Source organism: Bacillus sp. CCB-MMP212 (assembly GCF_022748145.1).
Classification (GTDB): Bacteria; Bacillota; Bacilli; order Bacillales; family Bacillaceae_G; genus Bacillus_A; species Bacillus_A cereus.
Genome location: NZ_JALDQE010000009.1, coordinates 128317 through 150143, shown reverse-complemented (window position 1 = coordinate 150143; position 21827 = coordinate 128317). Strand labels below are relative to the sequence as shown.

Sequence of the window (21827 nt, the reverse complement as noted above, 5' to 3'; positions counted from 1 at the left end):
TTATTTACAAATCTCACGTAAATCAGCAAAAAGACGATCCGCTTCTTCCCAAGAAGATGCCTTGGCACCAGAAGCCATCGGATGTCCTCCGCCGTTATATTGCATTGCCAATTTGTTTATAACTGGTCCTTTTGAACGAAGACGAACACGAATTACGTCGTCTTCCTCTAAAAATAGAACCCACGCCTTTAATCCATCAATATTGCCAAGCGCTCCAACAACACCAGATGCTTCAGAAGGAAGTACATCAAATTCTTCTAATACTTCTTTCGTTAATTTAATGTAAGCTGCTCCTTCTTCTACCATCGTAAAGTTTTGTAAAATATAACCGTTTAAACGAGCAATTTTTTCTTTTGTCTTATACATTTCATTGTATAAATCTGTGAATTTCACACCCATGTCAACAAGCTCACTTACGTAACGAAGTGTTTTTGCTGTCGTATTTGGGAATAAGTAACGACCTGTATCTCCAACAATTCCTGCTAAAATAAGGCGGGCTGCTTCTTTTGTTATTTTTAATCCTTTATCTTTTCCATAGTTATAAAACTCATAAATCATTTCACTTGTCGAACTCGCTGTCGTATCTACCCACGTAATATCTCCATATGGATCTTCATTTGGGTGATGATCAATTTTAATTAACATCTTCCCTTTTGTATAGCGTTGATCGTCAACACGTTCTTGATTCGCAGTATCACAAACAATAACAAGCGCATTTTCGTATATACTATCTTCAATATCATCCATTACTCGTAAGTATGCTAACGACGGTTCATTGTACCCAACCGTATAAATATTTTTCTCTGGAAACGATTCTTTTAGAATTGTACCAAGGCCACCCTGTGAACCTAATGCATCTGGATCCGGACGCACGTGGCGATGAATAATAATTGTATCAAACTCTTTAATTGCTCCTAAAATTTGCTCATGCATATGTATAATCTCCTTTTTAATCAACTTCTTCACTTTATCTCTCATTATAACGGAAAGTATTTCATACATGCGAACAATTGCTTTATAATAAAAGTTAGAAAGTTTAGATATTTCTTTTTTCTCCACTATTTTTTTCATAAAACGATGGGAGTGTTCATTATGCCAGTATTAGTCTTCTGTATTATCGTCTCATTTATGTTGTATCTCTTCTACAAAACAAAATACTTTCGTACAAACCGCCCAATGGAGAAAGGTTGGCTCTCTGGAAAATCCGCAATGGCACTCGGTTCATTCGTCTTATTCTTCGGGATAAACCAATTCTTTTTAGAACTTTCAACCGCTCGTATTATCGTTGGTATCTTATTCGTTCTATTTGGTAGTGCAAGTGTATTTAATGGATTTCGCCAATACAAACATTTCTTACCATTAGCAGTTAAAGAAGCAGAAGTCTATGAAACAACGTAAAAAAGCATCAAAATTGTGATGCTTTTTTACGTCCTCTAACTTTTAAAATCATATATGCGACAAACGCAGATGGTATATTAAATGGGTTACCTTGTACGTGAAAATGTAATTGTTCTTCTCCAAAAGACATTTTTTCGTATAGCTCTCGCTGAGATAATCCTGTCTTTTCCTTTTTTTCATGTAAACCTTGTAAATATAAATATTGGATCGGTATCATTACAAGAAAGTAAAATAGTGCGATACTACCAAAAAAGAGTACGGCTGACGACATAATGTATACCACCTTCCATAAATCCATTTTCTTACAATATAATCATAACACAATATACAACCAAATTGAATTACTATTCTGTCTTTTCTTGCGTTACTTTTCCACTCCACCCCATACATATTTCACTAAAACTCTCATCTAAAATCATGCCTTTCAAATTTAAAACAACAAAAAAGATGGAACAAATCAAAACGATTTGTTCCATCTTTTTATTTATCGATTAACTGCACCATAAGTAATGCTTTTCCAACAACATTACCTTCATGATGCACTTCTACATCAACCTTACCAAATTTACGTCCAATTTCTAATACTTTCGGATGAACGGATACAACATTATCAATTTGAACTGGTTTTACGAAATAAATCGTTAAGTTTTCAACAATTAAATCGCTTTTCTTTTGCGCACGAATGACGCGATTTGTCGCTTCTGTTACAATTGTTGCAAATACACCGTACGATAACGTTCCGATTGAGTTCGTCATTTGCGGCGTCACCGAAAATTGATATAGATGCTCATTCTTCGCTTCTTTTGGCGTCATAAATTGATTCGTTACAATATCATCAATTGTTTCTCCAACTTGTGGCTGACGTTGAATCATTTGCAGTGCCTGAAGTACATCTTGACGGCTAATAATACCTTGCAGTTTATTTCCTTCCTCAACGACAGGAAGTAATTCAATTCCTTCCCACACCATCATACGTGCCGCAGCTGCGACAGACATTTTACCGTTCACTGTAATTGGGTGTTTTGTCATTACTTTATCAATTGATGTTTCTTTCGCTACACCGATCATATCTTTTGAAGTTACGATTCCTAGCACCTTTTTATTTTCATCAACAATTGGATATCTTCCGTGCATTGTCTCTTCGTTATATGCATGCCATTGCTGTACAGTATCATTTGGCTTCAAATATAACGTTTCTTCAATTGGCGTTAAAATATCTTCAACGAGTACAATTTCTTTCTTAATAAGTTGGTCATAAATTGCACGGTTAATTAACGTTGCAACCGTAAATGTATCGTAGCTACTTGAAATAATTGGCAGCTTTAATTCGTCTGCTAATTTCTTCACATGATCTTCCGTATCAAATCCGCCCGTAATTAATACAGCGGCTCCAGTTTCTAGCGCTAATTGATGTGCATTCGTACGGTTACCAATAATGAGTAAATTCCCAGCTTCTGTATAGCGCATCATCGCTTCTAATTTCATAGCTCCGATTACGAATTTATTTAATGTTTTATGTAGTCCTTCTCTGCCCCCAAGTACTTGACCGTCGACAATGTTAACGACTTCTGCATATGTCAGTTTTTCGATATTTTCTTTCTTCTTTTGTTCAATTCGAATTGTTCCGACACGTTCAATTGTACTAACATACCCTTTATTTTCTGCATCTTTAATTGCACGGTAAGCTGTCCCTTCACTTACACTCAAATCTTTCGCAATTTGTCTTACAGAAATTTTATGGCCTACTGGCAGGCTATTAATATGTTCTAAAATTTGGTTATGCTTGGTAGCCAAATGGTTTCACCATACTTTCTTTTCCCTAAATTCTTCATGTGTTGTACTTTCAGTATACTATATTTTCAAAACTGTTACACTCTCTCTTTGCATACCTGTACTATTTTTTTTATAACAAAATGACTCTTACATTCCACCAGTCATTCTATTACAACAATGTAATGCTATTGTCATCTCATTCGATAGTTCGCCCACTTGATTCCCTATACAATGAAGACAAGAAATAAAACAAAGGAGCGAACACATGATGAAAAAACTTTTAGAGGTTGTAGGTGCTGTATTTTTAGCTTTCGTAGATGGGAAAAAAGTTGCAATGGAATTGAATGAAACACCTGAACAACCACGTACCAAAAGAAAAGAATCACCAAAACAAATACAAGCATTAAAAGCTGTTCTACACACGTAAAAACCCTTCACTTTTCTTTTCAAATGAAGGGTTTCTTTTCTATAGTGTAATACTTTCTCCAGCTTCTAATACTTTCCCTGTACAATTTTGTAGCTTTTCTACAAATTGATATGGATCTTGTTCAATAACTGGGAACGTATTGTAATGCATCGGTACAACAGTTTTCGCATTAATCCATTTTGCCGCTAGTACAGCATCTTCTGGTCCCATTGTGAAATTATCACCAATTGGTAAAAATGCTAGATCAACTTTATTTAATTCCCCAATTAACTTCATATCAGAGAATAGTGCAGTATCTCCTGCGTGGTACACTGTTTTCTCTTCTGCTGTAAATAAAATACCTGCTGGCATACCTGTATATGTAATCGTCTTATTTGCTTCATCAATATAACTAGAGCCGTGGAATGCTTGTGTAAACTTCACTTTTCCGAAGTCAAATTCATGTGAACCACCAATATGCATCGGATGTGTATTTACACCTTGCCAACTTAAAAATGTTGCTAGTTCAAATGGCGCTACAACAACTGCATTATTTTTCTTCGCAAGTTCTACTGTATCTCCAACATGATCACCGTGTCCATGCGATAAAAGGATTGCATCCACTTTTACATCTTCAGCTTTTAAATCTGTTTTCGGATTACCTGTTAAAAACGGGTCAATTAAAATAACTTTTCCATTCGCCTCAATTTTCACAACTGAATGCCCATGATAAGATACTTTCATTATTACATTCCTCCCCTATTCACATTCTCACTTTTTATTCTACATGATTTTTCAATTCCCTGTCTTTTCTAACATCTATTTACTTGTCATAACGCTTTCTTCCGAGTTAAAGTTATATTTGTAATTAAATATCTCGGGGGTGCCAATCGATGAATGCTAGATTAGAAAATTTAATGCAATGGCTAAAAGAAAAAAACGTAGAAGCTGCGTTCTTAACTTCTACACCGAACGTCTTCTACATGACGAACTTCCACTGTGAACCGCATGAAAGATTACTTGGTATGTTTGTATTCCAAGAAAAAGAACCTATTTTAATTTGTCCTAAAATGGAAGAAGGTCAAGCACGTAACGCTGGCTGGGCACATGAAATTATCGGATTTACTGATACTGACAGACCATGGGATATGATTGCAAAAGCAATTAAAGACCGCGGCATCAATGCAAATGCAGTTGCAATTGAAAAAGAACATTTAAACGTAGAGCGCTACGAAGAATTAACGAAATTATTCCCAAATGCAGCTTTCAAATCAGCTGAGGAGAAAGTTCGCGAACTTCGTTTAATTAAAGATGAAAAAGAACTTTCTATTTTACGCGAAGCAGCTAAAATGGCGGACTACGCTGTTGAAGTTGGTGTAAATGCAATTAAAGAAAACCGTAGCGAGCTAGAAGTATTAGCAATTATTGAACACGAATTAAAAACAAAAGGCATACATAAGATGTCATTTGATACGATGGTATTAGCGGGTGCAAACTCTGCTCTTCCACACGGTATTCCTGGCGCAAACAAAATGAAGCGCGGTGATTTCGTACTATTTGATTTAGGTGTAATCATTGAAGGTTATTGCTCTGATATTACACGTACAGTAGCATTCGGTGAGATTTCTGAAGAGCAAACTCGCATTTACAACACTGTACTTGCTGGACAACTACAAGCAGTTGAAGCATGTAAACCAGGTGTTACACTTGGCGCAATCGATAACGCTGCTCGTTCTGTTATCGCAGATGCAGGTTACGGAGACTTCTTCCCGCACCGACTTGGTCATGGACTTGGAATTAGCGTACACGAATATCCAGATGTAAAAGCTGGTAACGAGTCTCCATTAAAAGAAGGTATGGTCTTCACAATCGAACCTGGTATTTACGTACCAAACGTAGGTGGCGTTCGTATTGAAGATGATATTTACATCACAAAAGACGGATCAGAAATTTTAACGAAATTCCCGAAAGAATTACAATTTGTAAAATAATAAAAAGGCAGCGTGAATGCTGCCTTTTTTTATTTCTCTACTATTTCAAATTTCTCTACAATCATTCTTGCTGGATAGCTTTCAAGTATTTGAGAAAACCATACTTTTATTTTATCCCCTGTTTTTAACTGTTTATATGCGTCTTTGTCCTTAAAGCTCAAGACTATATGTGATGGATGCTCTTTATTCATTTGTTGTTCTATATAATTTTGCAACTCTACTTTTGTGTTAAACGTTTTATCATCGACAAAAAATACCGTGTCATTTCTTAATATGATATACCCTTCTTTAGGGACTTCTTTTACCGTTACCTGCTCTACTTGTTTTGTAGTACAAGCTGATAATATGACTAGAAATACACTTAAAAACATAACAATTTTCACATGCCTATTCATTTTTAACTCCTTACTTTAGGCTATTTCAAATTTAACACCATCTTCTCCTCATACTTATCATCCCATTTAATTACAACTTCTATCGGTTCATCTTTAGATAGAGGTGCACAACTTACACAAGAAGATTTTATTTCAACCCTTGCTCCTTTATGAACTTCTGACGTTTGTGTCATTGTACTAAAGGCTCCATTAATAGCAATCTCTAAGTTTTTAAATTCTGTCTTTCCATCCCCACCCTTATATTGAAACGTAAACATTCCATCTTCACTGTCATCCTTAATATGCCCTTTATATTGTCCAGTCCAACTTTGGCTCTCGCTAGAAAAATTAACATACGAAATGGAACAGCTTCCTAAAAAGAAAATACTAATAAAAAAGAATAATGCTCTCTTCATAATGCCCTCTCCATTCAAATGCACTTATTTATTGTCTATTTCTTCCTCTTATTATATTATAAAAATACAGAATTTTCTAAAACAGGAGGTTTATATGTTACAACAACAGTTAGAAAAAATTCGTAATAATAATTACATCATAGATAACACACTTCATATTGATTCTTTAAGTTCCAGTATGCTTGAACATATCGGTGTTACTGATAGCTACTTAAGGGACAAACTCATCTACTCTACTTTTTCTCATCTCATCAAGAAGGACTACCTTTCACACACACAATTACAGAAACTATTATTAGAAAGCATCGGTGAAAAATATTTATTGTATAAGATTCATTCAGATGATGAAGATGCTGTATTTACTCGTGCATTTACGACCTTATTAATTGCGCTCATTATAGATGCAGATACAACTCATAATTTCTTATCACAGAATGATATTTTAACTGTAAAAGATCAATTAATTCTATATATGAACAATGAACATGATTTCCGCGGATATGTGCAAGACCACGGCTGGGCACATAGTATCGCACATGCTTCCGATACATTTGAGGCGCTTGTTCATAGTCCTAAATTAGAAACTTTACATTACGAAGAGATATTAAAAACTTTGTTAAACAAAGTTTTTGTCCATTCTATTTACTATAAATACGAAGAAGACGAGCGTCTCGTTTATCCGATTGTCGCAATGCTGCAAAATGGCCTGAAAGAAGAAATACTCATATTAGCCCTTCGTGACTTAGTAGCTCAATTACCGGTCCAAAAACAAGCACTACCTATTGAATCGTACGAGTTTTTATATGGAAATACAAAACCTTTCTTACGTAGCTTATTTTTCAGACTACGCACACTTTCTATATGTGAAGAAACCGAATTCGAAATTGAAAAATTGCTACAAGAGCTTCCAAAATATTATTAAAAAAGAAGGCTACTCAAAAAGTGCCTTCTTCTATTTCACTAATATTTAATTGAAATTTCACGATCCAAACTGAGAAAAGGTGGACAAGAAGCGCAAACGCCATACATGCTCCACTTAAAAAAGTTAGTATAGGATGCGAATACACGTGCCCCAACCCATAGGATATCGCCACGAAAAACATTGTTATGTAAATATAAATTGCTCCATGTATTTGCCTCATATAAACCTCCTTTTCCCATATTATAACATAAATTTTCTGATTATTCACATTAATTACTTGTAATCAATATTTCTCAACTGTTACACCTCTTACAGCAGCCTTAATATACGGTGACCCTTGTAAACTTTGTAAATCCTCTGTTTTTCCTGTTACGACTATACCGTATATTGGTAAGTCTTTTGGTTTGGTGTTTTTTTATTTCTTTATCCCGCATTAACGGGCAGTAAGACCTCACATCAAAATTCAGCGGAAGCAAGAAGTTAGATGGGGGATGAACCCCACACTGATTAAAGTTTCACTTTATAGTTTATCCTAAAATATTCTCAGTATCCCTCTTTATTTTCACTTAAAGACATCCAAATGCAGCTTTTATAAATTGTTTCATAATAAAAAGCACATCCATTTTGATGCGCTTTTCACATATATTTTAGTAAAATATGAATCATTTTTTTGAAGCAAAAACTCCCACTCCTCTCTCCCCATACTATCGTTATGACTTAGTTGCCATAATAATTGAACGAGGATAGAACCCCAACTTTTCATAAAACGATACAGCTTCATTTCCATACACTACTGTTAATTCAATTTCATCTATCTTCTTCGCTTTAAACCATTCCACTGCACTATTCATTAATTTTAAGCCAAATCCGTTTCTTCGGTATTTTTCATCAACGAATAAAACTTCAATCTTTCCGCTTACACTTTTACTATACGCTATACAAAACCCTAATATATCATCTGTTTCCGCCTCAACTAATAATTCAATTCTATATTCTCCGTAATTTGAATTCTGTTTATAATTTTCAATACGTTCCTCAAATGTCATTCTTGGATAATCACCAGAAAAATGTTTTGATTTATTATTATGATATTCATGCAATTTATTTAAAGGTTCTCTTATTATTTCTATTTCACCGAGAGTGATATATTTATTACTAATTTTCATCCTACAGCATCTCCAATAATATATATTCCAACAAAAAAGAAGATCATTTTACGGTTATAAAATAACAATCTATTATTTCATCGCTTCCTTCACAACATCTTGAATCATAACAACTTCTGTTTTCATATCAATAGACGGTGCTTCTTCATCGATACATTCATACCAAAATGCTAAGTGCTTTTTATCAATTTCATGATGCGAATTTTCGACAAAAATACCACCTTCTCCTTGCACAGAATACCAATATAAGTACTCTTCTCCATCTCTTATTTCCCGGAAAATTGTCTCAACGTACATTTTTTCGTCGTTTAATGTCAAAAGCACTTCTTTCAAATTGTCATTAAGAAGCTGCATCCATTCATCTACTCGATGACTCTTACCAGGCTTAACTTTAAATCTTGTTAATTCTACATTCATTTTTATTCCCCCGTTTTCTTACGTACAAACAAACTATATTCTATTGGATGATAAAAACTTAATTTACTAGCTAATTTTCGCGAAGGAATATTGTCTACATAACAATCCCAGCTCGGTATAATGTCATTTTGCATGCAATGTTCAATGAACCTTGTTGCAACAGCTTGAGCTAATCCTTTCCCTTGATGTGCTTCATGTGTTGCAATATCTATTTCAGCAAAACCATTCCCGCTAAATATTGAGACACATTCAGCTACAATTATCCCATCTTGTTCTATACAAAATCCAAAACCACTGTTCAAAAACGTTTCTTTTGATCCCCAATACTCTTTGTAGTACTCCTCTTTAAATTCACTGCTGCGCTCTATATCTCTTCTATCAATACGCTTCACTTCATATGTATTTTTGTTAAAATCTCGTTGACTCTCTTCAAAGGTTACGCTTTGAAATTTCATTCGCGGGATGTCCCGAAGTACATTACTAAAACGCTCTTCTATCATCATTTCCCACTCTTCACTCGAAGTGAACAGTGTAAATCTCTTCTCTGTTTTTTCAATAGCCGTTTTTAAATATGAAAATAACTCTTCGTTATAATTTTGATCATCCGTATCACCAAATAAATAATAGATACCGTTAGCTGTAATAATTAATCCTGCTGTTAATTGCCCGTTTATAAAAACCTCGCCATCTATCATTTGATCACATACCGCATAAGCAAACGTCGTCGTTCTTGTATTACCTTCTAAAACCGGAAGAACTTTTCTATAATCGGCTACAGATAATTTTTTCATAATTGCTCCACTTTAATCGTATCAGCCTCTATATGTTCAAAACAAAGATTTACCGTTCTCTTTAATGCTCTCGTTCTATGAATCGTACATGCTGGAATTAAAATAGAATCATTTGGCTTTAAAACCGCTGTTTCTCCATCTTCAAAATCAATAAGTAATTCTCCCTCTAGCACAATAAATAATTCATCCGAATTAGAATGATAGTGCCAATCATATTCACCAGTAAATACAGCGATTCGTAAACAATGACTGTTTATATTTGAAACGACGAAGTTTTTATGTTGATCTTGAATGTCTTTTGTTAATTCTATTAAGTTCACAGTTTCCATATTTCATCCCATCCTTTCGTTAGTCGTTCTTCTGAAAAATTAACTTAATCTCCACCACCTCCGCAATCTCCTCCACCATCACTTGAGCTACTACAATCACTGCTACTGTAGTGACCGAATCCACTTGATGAGCTTGAAGCGTATGAAGATTTTTTGCTTCTTTTTCTATCTTTTTTACTTTCATGACTAGGCCATACTGTAGCAAAGAGTATAACGAATAAGGCTAATTCTATTACAACAAGTATAAATTCTAGAATGCTCTCAATAATATTGGGAGTTATCCCAAAACTGTAAAACACTCCAAATGAATACATACACAAAATTACATACAGAGCCATACAAATATACCGGAATGTTTTTTCTATCATAACTACTACTTTTTGTGAAAAAGGTATGTTCTGTTCCTGTTTTTTCTTTATGTACTTTTGTCTTTTAGCTTGCTTTTGCTTCCTTTTTTTACTCCCCATTGAATCCCCTCTTTTATTATATAATTCTAAATTATCATAATAAAAATCGATTTACACCAATAAATAACAATTATTCACATGTTATTTCCCCATATAAAAAAGACCCTCCTTATGAAAAGGAAGGTCTCAAATGTATTTCTATTATGATAAAGCAGGAGCTTTTTCAAGTAGCTCTTTCGCATCAGCGTATTGTAAGCCGTGAGCTTCTGCAACTGCTTCGAATGTTACATATCCATCTAATGTGTTAATACCTTTTAATAATGCAGAGTTGCCTAGGCAAGCATCTTTATAGCCTTTGTTCGCAATTTGTACTGCATATGGTACTGTTACGTTTGTTAATGCAAGAGTTGACGTACGTGGAACCGCACCTGGCATATTAGCAACTGCATAATGAACAACGCCATGTTTTTCGTAAGTTGGGTTGTCATGAGTTGTAATACGATCAGTTGTTTCGAAAATACCACCTTGGTCAATCGCAATATCTACAACGACAGAACCTGGTTCCATTGATTGAATCATTTCTTCAGTTACAAGTTTTGGCGCTTTTGCACCTGGAATTAATACTGCTCCAATAACAAGGTCAGATTCTTTAACAGCTTCTGCAATGTTGTATGGATTAGACATTAATGTTTTTACTTGGTTACCGAAAATATCATCTAATTGACGAAGACGTTCTGCACTTAAGTCAATGATTGTTACATCTGCACCTAAACCTACTGCAATCTTAGCTGCGTTTGTACCAGCTTGACCACCGCCGATGATTGTTACTTTGCCGCGTTTTACCCCTGGAACGCCTGCAAGTAAAATACCTTTACCGCCTTTGTTTTTCTCAAGGAATTGTGCACCGATTTGTGCAGACATACGACCAGCTACTTCACTCATAGGTGCAAGTAATGGTAAAGAACGATTGTCTAATTGTACTGTTTCGTATGCGATTGATGCAACTTTGTTATCGATTAATGCTTTCGTTAATTCTGGTTCTGGAGCTAAGTGTAAGTATGTGAATAAAATTAAACCTTCGCGGAAATAGCCGTATTCACTTGCTACTGGCTCTTTTACCTTCATAACCATATCTTGATTCCATGCTTCTTCAGCAGTTTCTACAAGTTTCGCACCAGCTTGTACGTATTCTTCATCCGTAAAACCAGATCCTAAACCTGCTCCTTTTTGAACAAAAACTTCATGACCATTTTGTACTAAATGTACTGCTCCCGCTGGCGTCATTGCCACACGGTTTTCATTGTTTTTAATTTCTGTTGGAATACCGATACGCATGATTAGTTCCCCCTTGAGTTATGAAATGACCCCTGAATCATTTTTTAAAGCGCTTTCTACGCTCTTATATTTTAACATAATATCTCAATATTTGACAAAAAATAATACAAGTTTTCCGATAGATTTAATTTTATATTAAAAGACAGTATTATCCGCACCTCTCAGCACAATGGATAAACTGTCCAATTATTTGAAACTTCATCTTATTTTATTCTATCGATGTCTATGAATAACATCCACTGCACCAGTCACTTCAATAATTGTACCGGTAATCATATCGGAATCGTCCTCACATAAAAACGAAATGGTTCTTGCAATATCTTCACCTGTTCCAGATCTACCAATCGGTGTGTTATGCTCTTTTAGCTGACGTGCTTCTTGAATAGTCGCCTCTTTCATATCGCCAATAATATCACCAGGACATACCATGTTCGCAGTAATACCATACTCCGCTTCTTCATAAGCAACTGTTTTCGTTAATGAAACAAGTCCTACTTTCGCCGCTGCAAAAGCTGAACGATAAATCCATCCCGGTGCACTATCCGCCCCTTGAAATCCGTAATTAATAATACGGCCAAAGTTCTGTTTTCTCATGACCGGAACGACAAGTTTTAATAAATGAAATACCGCTGTTAAATTTCCCTGAATCATTTCATTCCATTCATCTTCTTCATAATCAACTAACTTTTTTCGTTCAAATACATATGGACCAGCATTATTAATTAAAAAGTCAATTTTGCCAAAACAGCTCATCGCTTCTTCTACTATTTTATGTAAATCTTCCTTCTTCGTGACATCTGCTTGCACGAATTGTAGACGCTCTTCCACATCTTTATATGTTTCTTTCATCGTTTCCATAGCGGTGATATCGCTATGGTACGTTACTGTTACTGAATAGCCTTTAGCCAATAACTTTTCTGTTACTTGCTTTCCTAAACCTTTCGTACCGGCTGTAATGAGCGCATGTCTCACAAAACTGCCCCCTTTTAAATTGCTATACTTCATATGTAACAAGTTCTCGCTCCAATTACAACTAAAATGAATTGAAACAGAGTTTTCAAAATTCTGTAACGTTTCTGGCAAGCACGTTACCAAAATTTGTTTTATAATTAAGTTGTAAACAGTTATAAAACAGATTGGGAGGAATTTACTATGAATAATACATATACAAATATTTTAATCGCGGTGGATGGTTCTAAAGAAGCAGAAAAAGCCTTTAAAAAAGCAATTCAAGTCGCAAAGCGCAACAATGCAACATTAACAATCGCTCATATCGTTGATGTAAAAGCGTACTCAGCAGTAGAGGCTTATAGCCGTGCAATTGCTGAACGTGCAAATCTATTTGCAGAAGACTTATTAGAAGACTACAAAAAAACTGCGCTTGAAGCTGGTCTTGAAAAAATTGAAACTGTATTAGAATTTGGTAATCCTAAATCTAAAATTTCAAAAGAAATCGCTCCAAACCATAAAGTAGATTTAATTATGTGTGGTGCGACTGGTTTAAATGCTGTTGAACGCTTCCTAATCGGTAGCGTCTCTGAACATATTATTCGCTATGCGAAATGCGATGTCCTTGTTGTTCGTGGTGATGAGGAGCAAGGTGATCTTTAATTTACAGATAAAACACCAAGTCCACATAGGCTTGGTGTTTTTCATTTTATCAACTTCACTATAAACACAAGACATGCTACGACAACAACGGTAATTGCCAACACATAGGGCGGAAGAAACTTCAAAGACCATAATGCCATCATAATCGTCGCAACCGTTAAGTACGTTCGTCTTGCACCTTCTGTCATTTTTTTACGAAATAAGAAAACGTACAAATAACCAATTGGTGGCGTAATAAAGCAAAGAACGTATATGATTTTTGATTTTAAATACCACTTTTGTTCTCCAAGTTTCTTTATATCTTCTTCTATTCTCTTATGCTCTTGTTCTTTCGCTTCTTCTACAAGCGGATTTTCCCCTTCGCCTCGCTTTTCTTTCATATAAGGAAGAAAGTGCATAAAAAAATAGTATGCGAATACGAATGCTCCAAATCCAATATTCACTCTTTCTAATGGAATATGTTCACTAAAAAAAGCAGCAGTAAGCACTACAGACAAACAGTATGTCATCATCCAAAATGAACGTTTTCTCTTTTTCCGTTCCATTTCTTTTTTGCCTTGTATATCTTTTCTTTTCGAAAGCCATATAGAAATAAAGCAATCTACTACAAATAGAGCAAAAATAAATATCGCAACGTGTACTGTTTCTAAATCCTCAAATGAAAAGATATTTGGGAATGCAACATGCAATACAATTAGCGTGTACAAAATTAGCCCTATAAAATAAATACGTCTCATTTTTCATCCCTTTCTTATTTCCTAACATTACGTTAACATACATTTTTTAGAAATAGACGGACAAAATATATATATGTGTAAAAAAGGAGGATGCTATATGGATGATTCTGAACGCATTATTTTAGACGTGAACGGAAAAGAAATTGAAATGCTAGATACAATTCGCACTCATTTTAAAGAGAAACATGGCGTTGAACTAAGTAATGGTGCATTGCTTCGTGATTTGATGGATATTGAGTATATTCGAATTACGGAAGATCGACATAAGTATGATTAAAAGAAAAACGACTGCAGGCGAATGCCATCAGTCGTTTTCTTTCTTTATTTAAGCTCTTGATGCTTCCCGCCCATACCACCTGGCTCATTGCTATCTTGGTGTACAGTTAGTTTATTTGTTTTCGCATCTTTTAAAACTCTATATGTATATGATTCATTTGGTTCATCCTTAAACTGCACATTCATTCCATACGAATCCATTTTGCTATAAAAGGCCGGTTTTATATATAAAATATCACTTTCTTTATATCCTTTCTCTTGCAAATGCCACATCGTTGCGATAATCGCTTCCTCTTGCTTCTCTTTTTCACCAACAGACAAATATTTGTCCAAGAGAAATACTTTAGCATTTGCAAGTAAGCTGATTAATAGTACGACTATAAATATTATTTTTTTCATAGATTCCCCTGACCTTTAATTGTAATCTTTGACTATATCATAACTTTAATGCCGATAAAAAGAAAGTACGCTAGACTTTAACAGACTAGCGTACTTTCCAACTCAATTCCTAATAACTTCTTTCGTTAACCCCTTCGCCTTCTCCAAAGCGTTTTTGATTTGTTCAAACCCTGTCCCACCAGCACTATTACGACGCTTTACAGCCGCATATGGTGAAAGAACTTCATACAAATCTTCTTCAAATAAAGAGCTCATTTCTTGATATGTTTCAAGCGGGACATCTAATAAATAAATTCCTTTTTGTGTGCAATGTAGCACTAACTTCCCAACAATTTCATGAGCTTGACGGAATGGTAGTCCTTTGTTTGCTAAGTAGTCGGCAATTTCTGTTGCGTTGGAGAAATCTTGCGTCACAGCTTGCCCCATTTTTTCTTTGTTTACAGTCATCGTTTCAAGCATGCCCGCCATAATATGAAGGCATCCTTCTACTGTTTTGACTGTATCAAACATTCCTTCTTTATCTTCTTGTAAGTCTTTATTGTAAGCGAGTGGTAATCCTTTCATTACTGTAAGTAAACTGAATAAATTACCGTATACTCTGCCTGTTTTACCACGGATTAGTTCCGCCATATCCGGATTTTTCTTTTGCGGCATAATGCTGCTTCCTGTCGCGTATTGATCGCTCATTTCAATAAATTGAAACTCTTGGCTACTCCATAAAATAAGTTCTTCACAAAAGCGTGATAAGTGCATCATAAGCATAGATGAGTTACTTAAAAACTCCAGTATGAAATCACGATCACTTACTGCATCTAAACTATTTTCATAGATTCCATTAAACCCAAGAAGTTCCGCACTATATTCTCGGTCGATCGGGAATGTCGTCCCAGCTAGCGCTCCTGCTCCTAATGGGGAGATATTAATACGCTTTAATGAATCTTCATAACGATTCACATCACGCTCTAACATCCAAAAGTAAGCAAGAATATGATGAGCAAATGAAATCGGCTGGGCACGCTGCAAGTGCGTATAGCCCGGCATAATTGTCTCAATGTTATTTTCTGCTTGATGAACAAGAACAGTTTGCAATTGTTTTGTAGCTTTTATAATATGTTCTACCTTTTCTTTTAAATACAAATGCATATCTGTGGCCACTTGATCGTTACGACTTCGGCCTGTATGAAGTTTCCCTCCTACTTCACCGATTTTTTCAATTAACATCTTTTCAATATTTAAATGAATATCTTCAGCTTCAACCGAAAAATGCAATTTATTTTGTTTCGCTTCTTCTAATAAATATTGAAGACCTATCTTTATTTTCTCTGCCTCTTCTTTCGTAACGATGCCTTGCTTTGCTAGCATCGTTACGTGTGCAATACTTCCTTTTATATCTTGATTTACTAATTGTTGATCGAAAGAGATGGATGCTCCGAACTCTTCAACCCACGCTTCCGCTTCTTCTGTAAAACGTCCACCCCAAAGTTTGCTCACGCTTCCACCTTCTTTTGATTCACTTGGCTGTATACTTTCGTCGGTAAACCGAATAATGAAATGAATCCAACTGCTGCATCATGATTAAATTCATCTTGAGCAGTATATGTTGCTAATTTTTCATCGTATAAAGAGTATTCAGATTTACGTCCTTCTACAATCGCATGACCTTTAAATAATTTCACACGCACTGTACCTGTTACATTCTTTTGCGTTTCTTGTAAAAATGCATGAAGCGCTTGTTTTAAAGGCGAGAACCATAAACCATTATAAATAAGTTCTGTTATTTTCTGTTCAATCACTGGTTTAAAATGTGCTACTTCTTTTACGTGTGTTAAATCTTCCAACTCTTTATGCGCAGTGATTAACGTCATTGCTGCTGGGCATTCGTATACTTCACGAGATTTAATACCGACAAGACGATTTTCTACGTGATCAATACGTCCAACGCCGTGTTTTCCAGCAAGCGCATTTAACGTTTTAATTAATTCTGCAAGTGAATATGCAGTGCCATTTAAAGTAGTCGGTACTCCTGCTTCAAATCCGATTTCTACAAACTCTGGTTTATTCGGTGTATCTTCTAATGCCAATGTCATCTCATATGCATCTTCTGGCGGCGCTGCCCATGGATCTTCTAAAATTCCACATTCGTTGCTGCGTCCCCATAAGTTTTGATCGATTGAAAACGGGCTATCTAAATTAATCGGAATTGGTACATCGTTTTCTTTTGCATATGCAATTTCTTCTTCACGTGACCATTTCCATTCACGTACAGGCGCAATCACTTCTAAGTAAGGATTTAATGCTTGGATAGAAACTTCAAAACGAACTTGGTCATTTCCTTTCCCTGTACATCCGTGTGCAACTGCAGTTGCACCTTCTTGTTCTGCGATTTCTACTAATTTCTTCGCAATAAGCGGACGAGATAATGCAGAGACAAGAGGGTATTTCCCTTCGTATAATGTGTGTGCTTGCATCGCCATCAATGCATATTCATTCGCAAATTCTTCTTGGACATCCACCATATATGATTTAATTGCACCTACTGAAAGTGCCTTTTCTTTCACAAACCCTAAGTCTTTTCCTTCCCCTAAGTCTAAACAAAGCGCGATAATATCATAATTCTTCTCTTGTAACCATTTAATTGCAACGGAAGTATCAAGACCTCCGGAATATGCTAATACAACTTTTTTCTTCTCCATTTTGCATCCCCCTAAAGAATAAATATTCATTTTCTTTTATAATAATTCACACTTTACCACCTTTCACAAAATGTATCAAGAGTCATTTTCAAATTTTTTCAAACAATTTCGTCGAACTTCTTTCTGTTTTTCTGTACAATATAAGCAGGAAAACGGGGGTGAACTTATGGAAAAGTATTTCTTATACGATGAACATCTAGGAATTGAAATTCCACATTTACAAGAAGACTGGGAAGAAATCCCCGAAAAAATGCAACATGCTATTTTACTAAAATGGGAACAAGTTCGCGGGAAAATTCCTGATCGTATAAAAGAACTTGAGCACTATATTAATACAAAACAACATTATTTAAATAACGAAGAAGACTTCGAAGTTTCTTGTAAACTAAATTCAGAAATTGCCGATCTTGCTTCTATCATTAATGACCTTTGGCTTTGGTATCGACTCACTCAAAATGTATCTGAGGGGAAAGCACACCAATGAAAAAAGCATGCCCCTCAATTACTTTGGGTCATGCTTTTTTGTCGTAACATGATTTACAATATATTTCTTGTGCTGTTTTTGCCAAACATACATCGAATGGACCAACTAATATACTTCTTTCTTTCGGCAACTTTACAAAAGCAACAAGCTCTTCTTCATATTGAATTTTTTTCTGACATGAAATGCATATTAATTCTTTTCTTTTGAACATGTCTTTTAGCATATCTTCACTCTCCCCTTCATCTATCTATATTAATATACTCTCATAATAGTTAAGACTTGTAAAAAAATGACACATTCCGAATCGAATGATTCATATACTATGTACAAAGGGGGGTCTAAAGCTTATGCGTGCTTTCGTTATTATCGCTTTAACTTTTTTAAGTGTGATTAGTTGGGATGCGTTTTTTAAAGATAAAAGTGATGAAAAGAATACAACTGAATAAAACCCTTTTTTTCTTACTTATTGGACAAACCGTTACAAACTGTCCAATCCTCCGAAATAACTTAGGCTTTTCTACAAAAATATTTAAACATAACATTTTTTGTAGATTCCCTCCGTTTATTGTCGGTTTCCATCCGCATACATTTTTTAAAAGTATGATATAATAGTATAAATCTTGAAGGAAGGGATTTTGATATCATGATCGCTCGAAGGAGCATGTGGCATCGTATTGACGAATCATACACGTAGCGTATTTTTTAGCTCAGATACTTTAGTCTAGCGAAAAAAATACGAGAGTGGGGAAATTATGATTGCCCGAAGGATAATTTGGCAAAAAAAAGACTCTTCTTACACATAGCGTTTTGTTTAGGACTTAATTGTTACTAACTAAACAAAACAAAGAAGAGCAGGATTGCTAAATGACGAATCCTACTCCACGTTTTGTTTAGTCGTTTTAAGACTTAAACTAAAACGAAGGTAGGGAGAATTGATGGACGAGAGGATTATTCGTTATTTCTTCAGCGACATATAGCGTAGTTAGTTTTTTCGTAAACTAACTGAAAGCTACATGTGAGCTCGTAGTTAGTTTACAACACAAAAAGGACTACTAACTACGGAAAGAAGGAATAACGATGAGGAACATCCAAAGTCGGCAAATTATTAAAGAAATTTTTATGGTTTTAATCGGTTCATTTATTTTAGCAGCAGCGCTATATCATATTCACTTTCAAAACCACTTAACAGAAGGTGGATTTGTAGGAATTGCACTATTCATTCAAAACTTTTATGATATTTCACCATCTATTTCAACTGTATTAATGGATATCCCAATTATTTTACTGTGTGCTTCATTTTTAGGTAAAAAAATGGTTGGCTATTCATTCTTAGGTTCAATTTCATTCGGAGTATTTTATTCCTTTATGGAAAATTATTCTCCATTTACGGTAGATTTATCAAATAACTTATTTATAGCTGCAGTAGTTGGCGGTGCGTTAGCTGGTATTGGACTCGGTTTTATATTGCGATTTGGCGGTGCAACCGGTGGAGACGATATTTTAACAATTGTATTAAGTAAACGAACTCGTTTTACAATTGGGCAAATTTTCTTCGTCTTTGACGCGATTGTTCTTGCGCTTTCATTATATTATTTAAATTGGACTGAAATTGCTTTTACTATTCTTTCGATTGCCGTACAGGCAAAAACATTGGATTTAATTTATTATCCAAAAACAGAAAAAACAGCAGAAAAACAGCCAGTATCTGTTCCAATGTCCAAAAAACATGCAACAAATTAAAAAAGCGAAAGGCTTCGGCCTCTCGCTTTTTTTTATGCTCTTTTTTCTTTCTCGACTATATGGCGCACTTGATAAAATCTATTTGCAAATTCAGTAACGTTTCTTGTTAAACGATAATTCACTGTAGATCCAATTGCCATTCCAATTACCGGAATACCTTGGAATAATTTACGACGAAGAGCATAAATCGAAAATGTCTTCAAAATTTGTTTTAACACAACTTCAGTAGAAGCTGTTTGTAACACTGCTTCGTCTCCTTCATAAAAGAACGAATCTTCTTGTTCCAGCTCTTGCAATAAATTGTACCATGCGTATTGCTGAAGTCTTCCTGGTAGTAATGACGCGTGAAACACCTTTAACGCAAGCATCATTTCATATGGCTTGTTCACATCATGTCCAAATGATGTTGCAATAAGTTGGACCGCCTTCACATTTAACGCGATCATAACCGGAAAATCCGCCGTTAATAATAATAAACCTCCAGCACCTGTCGCCCCGCCTTGCACAAATGAATATAGACGATGACGTGCTGTTTGCTGCTCTGCTATGTATGTTAACTGATCAATAGATAATGCTTTCAAATCTTCAAGCTGTTCAATCGATTCATCAAATAATCTCGATGTTCCTAAAATCCGATTACGTGCGTCTAACTGTGCTTGTGAACTTTGAATAAATGCATGCAAATGAAAGAGCCATCCATCTGCTTTCGTGAAGAATTCTTTTCGCTTTTTCTCAGGTAATTTCGCAACTGTAGTATGTAACCATTTATCAAACACTTTTTGAAAATCGGTCGCTTCTTGCTCAACTAATTGCGCTTCCCATTCTTTTATATTGTCTAAAATGGCTTGTTCTCGCTTCGATCGCATCGTAACAACCACCTCGTTCGATTTTTTTCTATTGTAACATATTTCTGCTTATTCTTTACAAATATGCTTGTATATCTCTTTTCACATACCCTTTATGAGTGACATAAAATAATAGCAAAAAGGATGAGATACTTCACATGAATCTATCCAATCTAAAACAAAACTATAACGCAGTATTCAGCTTAGGACAAAACTGTTGGCCTGCTTGGGCATTATATCAATTAGAATTATCACCATTTTTTGGCGTTATTGATTTTATGCTAAGTCCTTCATTAACGAAAGTAAATTTATTATTACAAAATCGATTTGACCGTTTTTTAAATTCCGAAAATCTATCCTTCATCTCATTTTGGGATGATGATGCCAAATTAAGATTAAGGGACAACCTTTATGAAATTGACTCCTGTCATGACTTTAAAACAGATGTAAACACACCAAATTATTGGCCTTCTTATACAGAAATTAAGTTAAACTATGAACATCGAATTAATCGTTTTCTAACTACAATTGAAACGGCAGAATCCATATTGTTTATTCGAACTGGAGGAACATATGAAGAAGCATGTTCCCTAGAACAAATTTTATCTCAAATCGTTACACATACATTCTCTGTCCTATTACTAATTCCTGCCGATATACCAACTATCACCCAAGAAGATTGGGGATTACAACGTACTTGCGTTATGAAATGTCCTATTATGGATGTATACCAATACAATGAAGCATTTTGGAAAGACTTATTTGATGGAATTACAGTTAGACCACACACTTAAATACACGATACTTTTATCACACCATACATTATAATCGTCCTTATACGAAACAAATAAGGAGTGATTCTATATGTATCCACGTGCAAAAGCTTTCGGTCTTGCTGTACATCAAGATCGCCTTCTCGTACAAGAATATCATACAGAAGGCGAAACATATTATCGTCCTCTTGGCGGTTCCATTGAACTTGGTGAAAAATCAGCACATACTGTTATTCGGGAGTTTACAGAAGAGCTTCATACGGAGATAGAAATCATCAATTATTTAGGTTGTTTAGAAAATGTCTTTCATCTAGATGGGGGCATTGGTCATGAAATCATTCAACTATATTCTTTGCGTTTATTAGACACATCACTATATGAAATGAAAATATTAAATATACAAGATGAGCAAACAGTAGCGTATGCGAAATGGATTCCTATTACGGCATTCATTCAGAAAGAAAAAATATTATATCCGGATGGAATTTTAAAATATATCCAAAAGAAAAAAGACGAGATCCTATAAGATCTCGTCTTTCTTTTC

30 protein-coding genes and 1 pseudogene are annotated in these 21827 nt (G+C 35.1%); 10 read left to right on the top strand and 21 right to left on the bottom strand.

Annotation, left to right across the window (positions count from 1 at the left end; all coding sequences use genetic code 11):
- On the bottom strand, nt 1-933 hold the full coding sequence (locus MRP26_RS22860) for a DHH family phosphoesterase (protein WP_197242821.1): 933 nt from the start codon (nt 931-933) through the stop codon (nt 1-3).
- 159 nt (nt 934-1092) lie between these two features.
- Between MRP26_RS22860 and MRP26_RS22855 the strand changes: the two genes are divergently transcribed.
- Nucleotides 1093-1398 carry a YtpI family protein gene (locus MRP26_RS22855; protein WP_001144766.1) on the top strand — a complete coding sequence of 102 codons (306 nt, stop codon included), beginning with the start codon at nt 1093-1095 and terminating at the stop codon, nt 1396-1398.
- Nucleotides 1399-1405: 7 nt separating this feature from the next.
- On the opposite strand, the gene MRP26_RS22850 is transcribed toward MRP26_RS22855, so the two are convergent.
- Both MRP26_RS22850 and MRP26_RS22845 read right to left on the bottom strand, forming a co-directional pair.
- Nucleotides 1406-1669, bottom strand: a complete 264-nt coding sequence (locus tag MRP26_RS22850) for a DUF3949 domain-containing protein (RefSeq protein ID WP_000093046.1) — start codon at nt 1667-1669, stop codon at nt 1406-1408.
- A gap of 209 nt (nt 1670-1878) precedes the next feature.
- Nucleotides 1879-3192 carry a DRTGG domain-containing protein gene (locus MRP26_RS22845; RefSeq protein ID WP_069356286.1) on the bottom strand — a complete coding sequence of 438 codons (1314 nt, stop codon included), beginning with the start codon at nt 3190-3192 and terminating at the stop codon, nt 1879-1881.
- A gap of 244 nt (nt 3193-3436) precedes the next feature.
- On the opposite strand from MRP26_RS22845, the gene MRP26_RS22840 reads away from it, so the two are divergent.
- Nucleotides 3437-3598, top strand: coding sequence for a hypothetical protein (locus tag MRP26_RS22840; protein ID WP_000976304.1), 162 nt, complete (start codon nt 3437-3439; stop codon nt 3596-3598).
- 39 nt (nt 3599-3637) lie between these two features.
- Here MRP26_RS22840 and MRP26_RS22835 read toward each other — a convergent pair whose 3' ends face one another.
- Complete coding sequence (locus MRP26_RS22835) at nt 3638-4321, bottom strand: metal-dependent hydrolase (protein WP_000868922.1); 684 nt, start codon at nt 4319-4321, stop codon at nt 3638-3640.
- Between the two features lie 149 nt (nt 4322-4470).
- On the opposite strand from MRP26_RS22835, the gene pepQ reads away from it, so the two are divergent.
- On the top strand, nt 4471-5568 hold the full coding sequence (gene pepQ, locus MRP26_RS22830) for a Xaa-Pro dipeptidase (protein WP_000994037.1): 1098 nt from the start codon (nt 4471-4473) through the stop codon (nt 5566-5568).
- 29 nt (nt 5569-5597) lie between these two features.
- Here pepQ and MRP26_RS22825 read toward each other — a convergent pair whose 3' ends face one another.
- Nucleotides 5598-5963 carry a DUF3221 domain-containing protein gene (locus tag MRP26_RS22825; RefSeq protein ID WP_069356289.1) on the bottom strand — a complete coding sequence of 122 codons (366 nt, stop codon included), beginning with the start codon at nt 5961-5963 and terminating at the stop codon, nt 5598-5600.
- 20 nt (nt 5964-5983) lie between these two features.
- Nucleotides 5984-6358 carry a hypothetical protein gene (locus MRP26_RS22820; RefSeq protein ID WP_069356290.1) on the bottom strand — a complete coding sequence of 125 codons (375 nt, stop codon included), beginning with the start codon at nt 6356-6358 and terminating at the stop codon, nt 5984-5986.
- Nucleotides 6359-6452: 94 nt separating this feature from the next.
- Here MRP26_RS22820 and MRP26_RS22815 point away from each other — a divergent pair, with 94 nt between their 5' ends.
- On the top strand, nt 6453-7280 hold the full coding sequence (locus MRP26_RS22815; RefSeq protein WP_197242822.1) for a DUF2785 domain-containing protein: 828 nt from the start codon (nt 6453-6455) through the stop codon (nt 7278-7280).
- A gap of 13 nt (nt 7281-7293) precedes the next feature.
- On the opposite strand, the gene MRP26_RS22810 is transcribed toward MRP26_RS22815, so the two are convergent.
- The 9 genes and pseudogenes from MRP26_RS22810 to MRP26_RS22770 form a co-directional block, all read right to left on the bottom strand.
- Nucleotides 7294-7500: a hypothetical protein gene (locus tag MRP26_RS22810; protein WP_001248905.1), complete on the bottom strand. Its 207-nt coding sequence runs from the start codon at nt 7498-7500 to the stop codon at nt 7294-7296.
- A gap of 63 nt (nt 7501-7563) precedes the next feature.
- Nucleotides 7564-7695, bottom strand: a pseudogene (locus MRP26_RS22805) (anti sigma factor C-terminal domain-containing protein); the annotation flags it as partial.
- Between the two features lie 295 nt (nt 7696-7990).
- Nucleotides 7991-8446 (bottom strand): GNAT family N-acetyltransferase, encoded by a 456-nt coding sequence (locus MRP26_RS22800; RefSeq protein ID WP_000703678.1) that lies wholly within the window; start codon nt 8444-8446, stop codon nt 7991-7993.
- Between the two features lie 72 nt (nt 8447-8518).
- Nucleotides 8519-8863 (bottom strand): DUF6176 family protein, encoded by a 345-nt coding sequence (locus MRP26_RS22795; RefSeq protein WP_001100204.1) that lies wholly within the window; start codon nt 8861-8863, stop codon nt 8519-8521.
- A 2-nt stretch (nt 8864-8865) separates the two neighbouring features.
- Nucleotides 8866-9654, bottom strand: a complete 789-nt coding sequence (locus tag MRP26_RS22790) for a GNAT family N-acetyltransferase (protein WP_078400665.1) — start codon at nt 9652-9654, stop codon at nt 8866-8868.
- A complete protein-coding gene (locus tag MRP26_RS22785) occupies nt 9651-9983 on the bottom strand; it encodes a cupin domain-containing protein (RefSeq protein WP_000450933.1) in 333 nt (110 codons plus the stop codon). The genes MRP26_RS22790 and MRP26_RS22785 overlap by 4 nt, the downstream gene beginning before the upstream one ends.
- Nucleotides 9984-10027: 44 nt before the next feature.
- Nucleotides 10028-10450 carry a hypothetical protein gene (locus MRP26_RS22780; protein ID WP_078400666.1) on the bottom strand — a complete coding sequence of 141 codons (423 nt, stop codon included), beginning with the start codon at nt 10448-10450 and terminating at the stop codon, nt 10028-10030.
- A gap of 141 nt (nt 10451-10591) precedes the next feature.
- Entirely contained in the window at nt 10592-11725 is a 1134-nt protein-coding gene (ald, locus tag MRP26_RS22775; RefSeq protein WP_001219401.1) for an alanine dehydrogenase, read from the bottom strand.
- Between the two features lie 213 nt (nt 11726-11938).
- The gene (locus MRP26_RS22770; protein ID WP_242806987.1) at nt 11939-12730 is read right to left on the bottom strand and encodes an SDR family oxidoreductase; all 792 of its coding nucleotides are present in this window, start codon (nt 12728-12730) and stop codon (nt 11939-11941) included.
- A gap of 147 nt (nt 12731-12877) precedes the next feature.
- On the opposite strand from MRP26_RS22770, the gene MRP26_RS22765 reads away from it, so the two are divergent.
- Nucleotides 12878-13336: a universal stress protein gene (locus MRP26_RS22765; protein WP_001066672.1), complete on the top strand. Its 459-nt coding sequence runs from the start codon at nt 12878-12880 to the stop codon at nt 13334-13336.
- A 41-nt stretch (nt 13337-13377) separates the two neighbouring features.
- Here MRP26_RS22765 and MRP26_RS22760 read toward each other — a convergent pair whose 3' ends face one another.
- Nucleotides 13378-14073 (bottom strand): hypothetical protein, encoded by a 696-nt coding sequence (locus MRP26_RS22760; RefSeq protein WP_001252888.1) that lies wholly within the window; start codon nt 14071-14073, stop codon nt 13378-13380.
- A gap of 97 nt (nt 14074-14170) precedes the next feature.
- Between MRP26_RS22760 and MRP26_RS22755 the strand changes: the two genes are divergently transcribed.
- On the top strand, nt 14171-14350 hold the full coding sequence (locus MRP26_RS22755; protein WP_000342760.1) for a hypothetical protein: 180 nt from the start codon (nt 14171-14173) through the stop codon (nt 14348-14350).
- A gap of 44 nt (nt 14351-14394) precedes the next feature.
- Here the strand turns inward: MRP26_RS22755 and MRP26_RS22750 are convergent, their stop codons facing one another.
- The 3 genes from MRP26_RS22750 to MRP26_RS22740 form a co-directional block, all read right to left on the bottom strand.
- Entirely contained in the window at nt 14395-14748 is a 354-nt protein-coding gene (locus MRP26_RS22750; protein WP_053563558.1) for a DUF3139 domain-containing protein, read from the bottom strand.
- 102 nt (nt 14749-14850) lie between these two features.
- Nucleotides 14851-16239 (bottom strand): argininosuccinate lyase, encoded by a 1389-nt coding sequence (gene argH, locus MRP26_RS22745; protein ID WP_053563557.1) that lies wholly within the window; start codon nt 16237-16239, stop codon nt 14851-14853.
- Complete coding sequence (locus tag MRP26_RS22740) at nt 16236-17441, bottom strand: argininosuccinate synthase (protein ID WP_071731416.1); 1206 nt, start codon at nt 17439-17441, stop codon at nt 16236-16238. Before MRP26_RS22740 ends, argH begins: the two co-directional genes overlap by 4 nt.
- A 166-nt stretch (nt 17442-17607) precedes the next feature.
- Between MRP26_RS22740 and MRP26_RS22735 the strand changes: the two genes are divergently transcribed.
- Nucleotides 17608-17925 carry a hypothetical protein gene (locus MRP26_RS22735; RefSeq protein ID WP_000417218.1) on the top strand — a complete coding sequence of 106 codons (318 nt, stop codon included), beginning with the start codon at nt 17608-17610 and terminating at the stop codon, nt 17923-17925.
- A 28-nt stretch (nt 17926-17953) separates the two neighbouring features.
- Here the strand turns inward: MRP26_RS22735 and MRP26_RS22730 are convergent, their stop codons facing one another.
- Nucleotides 17954-18148, bottom strand: coding sequence for a hypothetical protein (locus MRP26_RS22730; protein WP_000910273.1), 195 nt, complete (start codon nt 18146-18148; stop codon nt 17954-17956).
- Nucleotides 18149-19002: 854 nt separating this feature from the next.
- On the opposite strand from MRP26_RS22730, the gene MRP26_RS22725 reads away from it, so the two are divergent.
- Nucleotides 19003-19665, top strand: a complete 663-nt coding sequence (locus MRP26_RS22725) for a YitT family protein (protein ID WP_043935401.1) — start codon at nt 19003-19005, stop codon at nt 19663-19665.
- Between the two features lie 32 nt (nt 19666-19697).
- Here the strand turns inward: MRP26_RS22725 and MRP26_RS22720 are convergent, their stop codons facing one another.
- Nucleotides 19698-20531: an EcsC family protein gene (locus MRP26_RS22720; protein WP_001256853.1), complete on the bottom strand. Its 834-nt coding sequence runs from the start codon at nt 20529-20531 to the stop codon at nt 19698-19700.
- A 137-nt stretch (nt 20532-20668) separates the two neighbouring features.
- On the opposite strand from MRP26_RS22720, the gene MRP26_RS22715 reads away from it, so the two are divergent.
- Both MRP26_RS22715 and MRP26_RS22710 read left to right on the top strand, forming a co-directional pair.
- Nucleotides 20669-21304 (top strand): DUF1796 family putative cysteine peptidase, encoded by a 636-nt coding sequence (locus tag MRP26_RS22715; protein WP_078400668.1) that lies wholly within the window; start codon nt 20669-20671, stop codon nt 21302-21304.
- A 70-nt stretch (nt 21305-21374) separates the two neighbouring features.
- Nucleotides 21375-21809: an NUDIX hydrolase gene (locus tag MRP26_RS22710; protein ID WP_078400669.1), complete on the top strand. Its 435-nt coding sequence runs from the start codon at nt 21375-21377 to the stop codon at nt 21807-21809.
- Nucleotides 21810-21827: the final 18 nt, after the last annotated feature.

Bases quoted from the DNA above. Each gene is read 5' to 3' on its own strand.
- MRP26_RS22825 (WP_069356289.1), bottom strand. From the start codon at position 5,963: ATGAATAGGCATGTGAAAATTGTTATGTTTTTAAGTGTATTTCTAGTC.
- MRP26_RS22750 (WP_053563558.1), bottom strand. From the start codon at position 14,748: ATGAAAAAAATAATATTTATAGTCGTACTATTAATCAGCTTACTTGCA.
- MRP26_RS22810 (WP_001248905.1), bottom strand. From the start codon at position 7,500: ATGAGGCAAATACATGGAGCAATTTATATTTACATAACAATGTTTTTC.
- MRP26_RS22780 (WP_078400666.1), bottom strand. From the start codon at position 10,450: ATGGGGAGTAAAAAAAGGAAGCAAAAGCAAGCTAAAAGACAAAAGTAC.
- MRP26_RS22725 (WP_043935401.1), top strand. From the start codon at position 19,003: ATGAGGAACATCCAAAGTCGGCAAATTATTAAAGAAATTTTTATGGTT.
- ald (WP_001219401.1), bottom strand. From the start codon at position 11,725: ATGCGTATCGGTATTCCAACAGAAATTAAAAACAATGAAAACCGTGTG.
- MRP26_RS22835 (WP_000868922.1), bottom strand. From the start codon at position 4,321: ATGAAAGTATCTTATCATGGGCATTCAGTTGTGAAAATTGAGGCGAAT.
- MRP26_RS22730 (WP_000910273.1), bottom strand. From the start codon at position 18,148: ATGCTAAAAGACATGTTCAAAAGAAAAGAATTAATATGCATTTCATGT.
- MRP26_RS22755 (WP_000342760.1), top strand. From the start codon at position 14,171: ATGGATGATTCTGAACGCATTATTTTAGACGTGAACGGAAAAGAAATT.
- MRP26_RS22855 (WP_001144766.1), top strand. From the start codon at position 1,093: ATGCCAGTATTAGTCTTCTGTATTATCGTCTCATTTATGTTGTATCTC.
- MRP26_RS22740 (WP_071731416.1), bottom strand. From the start codon at position 17,441: ATGGAGAAGAAAAAAGTTGTATTAGCATATTCCGGAGGTCTTGATACT.
- MRP26_RS22720 (WP_001256853.1), bottom strand. From the start codon at position 20,531: ATGCGATCGAAGCGAGAACAAGCCATTTTAGACAATATAAAAGAATGG.
- MRP26_RS22820 (WP_069356290.1), bottom strand. From the start codon at position 6,358: ATGAAGAGAGCATTATTCTTTTTTATTAGTATTTTCTTTTTAGGAAGC.
- MRP26_RS22765 (WP_001066672.1), top strand. From the start codon at position 12,878: ATGAATAATACATATACAAATATTTTAATCGCGGTGGATGGTTCTAAA.
- MRP26_RS22785 (WP_000450933.1), bottom strand. From the start codon at position 9,983: ATGGAAACTGTGAACTTAATAGAATTAACAAAAGACATTCAAGATCAA.
- MRP26_RS22735 (WP_000417218.1), top strand. From the start codon at position 17,608: ATGGAAAAGTATTTCTTATACGATGAACATCTAGGAATTGAAATTCCA.
- MRP26_RS22715 (WP_078400668.1), top strand. From the start codon at position 20,669: ATGAATCTATCCAATCTAAAACAAAACTATAACGCAGTATTCAGCTTA.
- MRP26_RS22795 (WP_001100204.1), bottom strand. From the start codon at position 8,863: ATGAATGTAGAATTAACAAGATTTAAAGTTAAGCCTGGTAAGAGTCAT.
- MRP26_RS22850 (WP_000093046.1), bottom strand. From the start codon at position 1,669: ATGTCGTCAGCCGTACTCTTTTTTGGTAGTATCGCACTATTTTACTTT.
- MRP26_RS22860 (WP_197242821.1), bottom strand. From the start codon at position 933: ATGCATGAGCAAATTTTAGGAGCAATTAAAGAGTTTGATACAATTATT.
- MRP26_RS22710 (WP_078400669.1), top strand. From the start codon at position 21,375: ATGTATCCACGTGCAAAAGCTTTCGGTCTTGCTGTACATCAAGATCGC.
- MRP26_RS22815 (WP_197242822.1), top strand. From the start codon at position 6,453: ATGTTACAACAACAGTTAGAAAAAATTCGTAATAATAATTACATCATA.
- MRP26_RS22840 (WP_000976304.1), top strand. From the start codon at position 3,437: ATGATGAAAAAACTTTTAGAGGTTGTAGGTGCTGTATTTTTAGCTTTC.
- MRP26_RS22770 (WP_242806987.1), bottom strand. From the start codon at position 12,730: ATGAAGTATAGCAATTTAAAAGGGGGCAGTTTTGTGAGACATGCGCTC.
- MRP26_RS22790 (WP_078400665.1), bottom strand. From the start codon at position 9,654: ATGAAAAAATTATCTGTAGCCGATTATAGAAAAGTTCTTCCGGTTTTA.
- MRP26_RS22760 (WP_001252888.1), bottom strand. From the start codon at position 14,073: ATGAGACGTATTTATTTTATAGGGCTAATTTTGTACACGCTAATTGTA.
- MRP26_RS22800 (WP_000703678.1), bottom strand. From the start codon at position 8,446: ATGAAAATTAGTAATAAATATATCACTCTCGGTGAAATAGAAATAATA.
- pepQ (WP_000994037.1), top strand. From the start codon at position 4,471: ATGAATGCTAGATTAGAAAATTTAATGCAATGGCTAAAAGAAAAAAAC.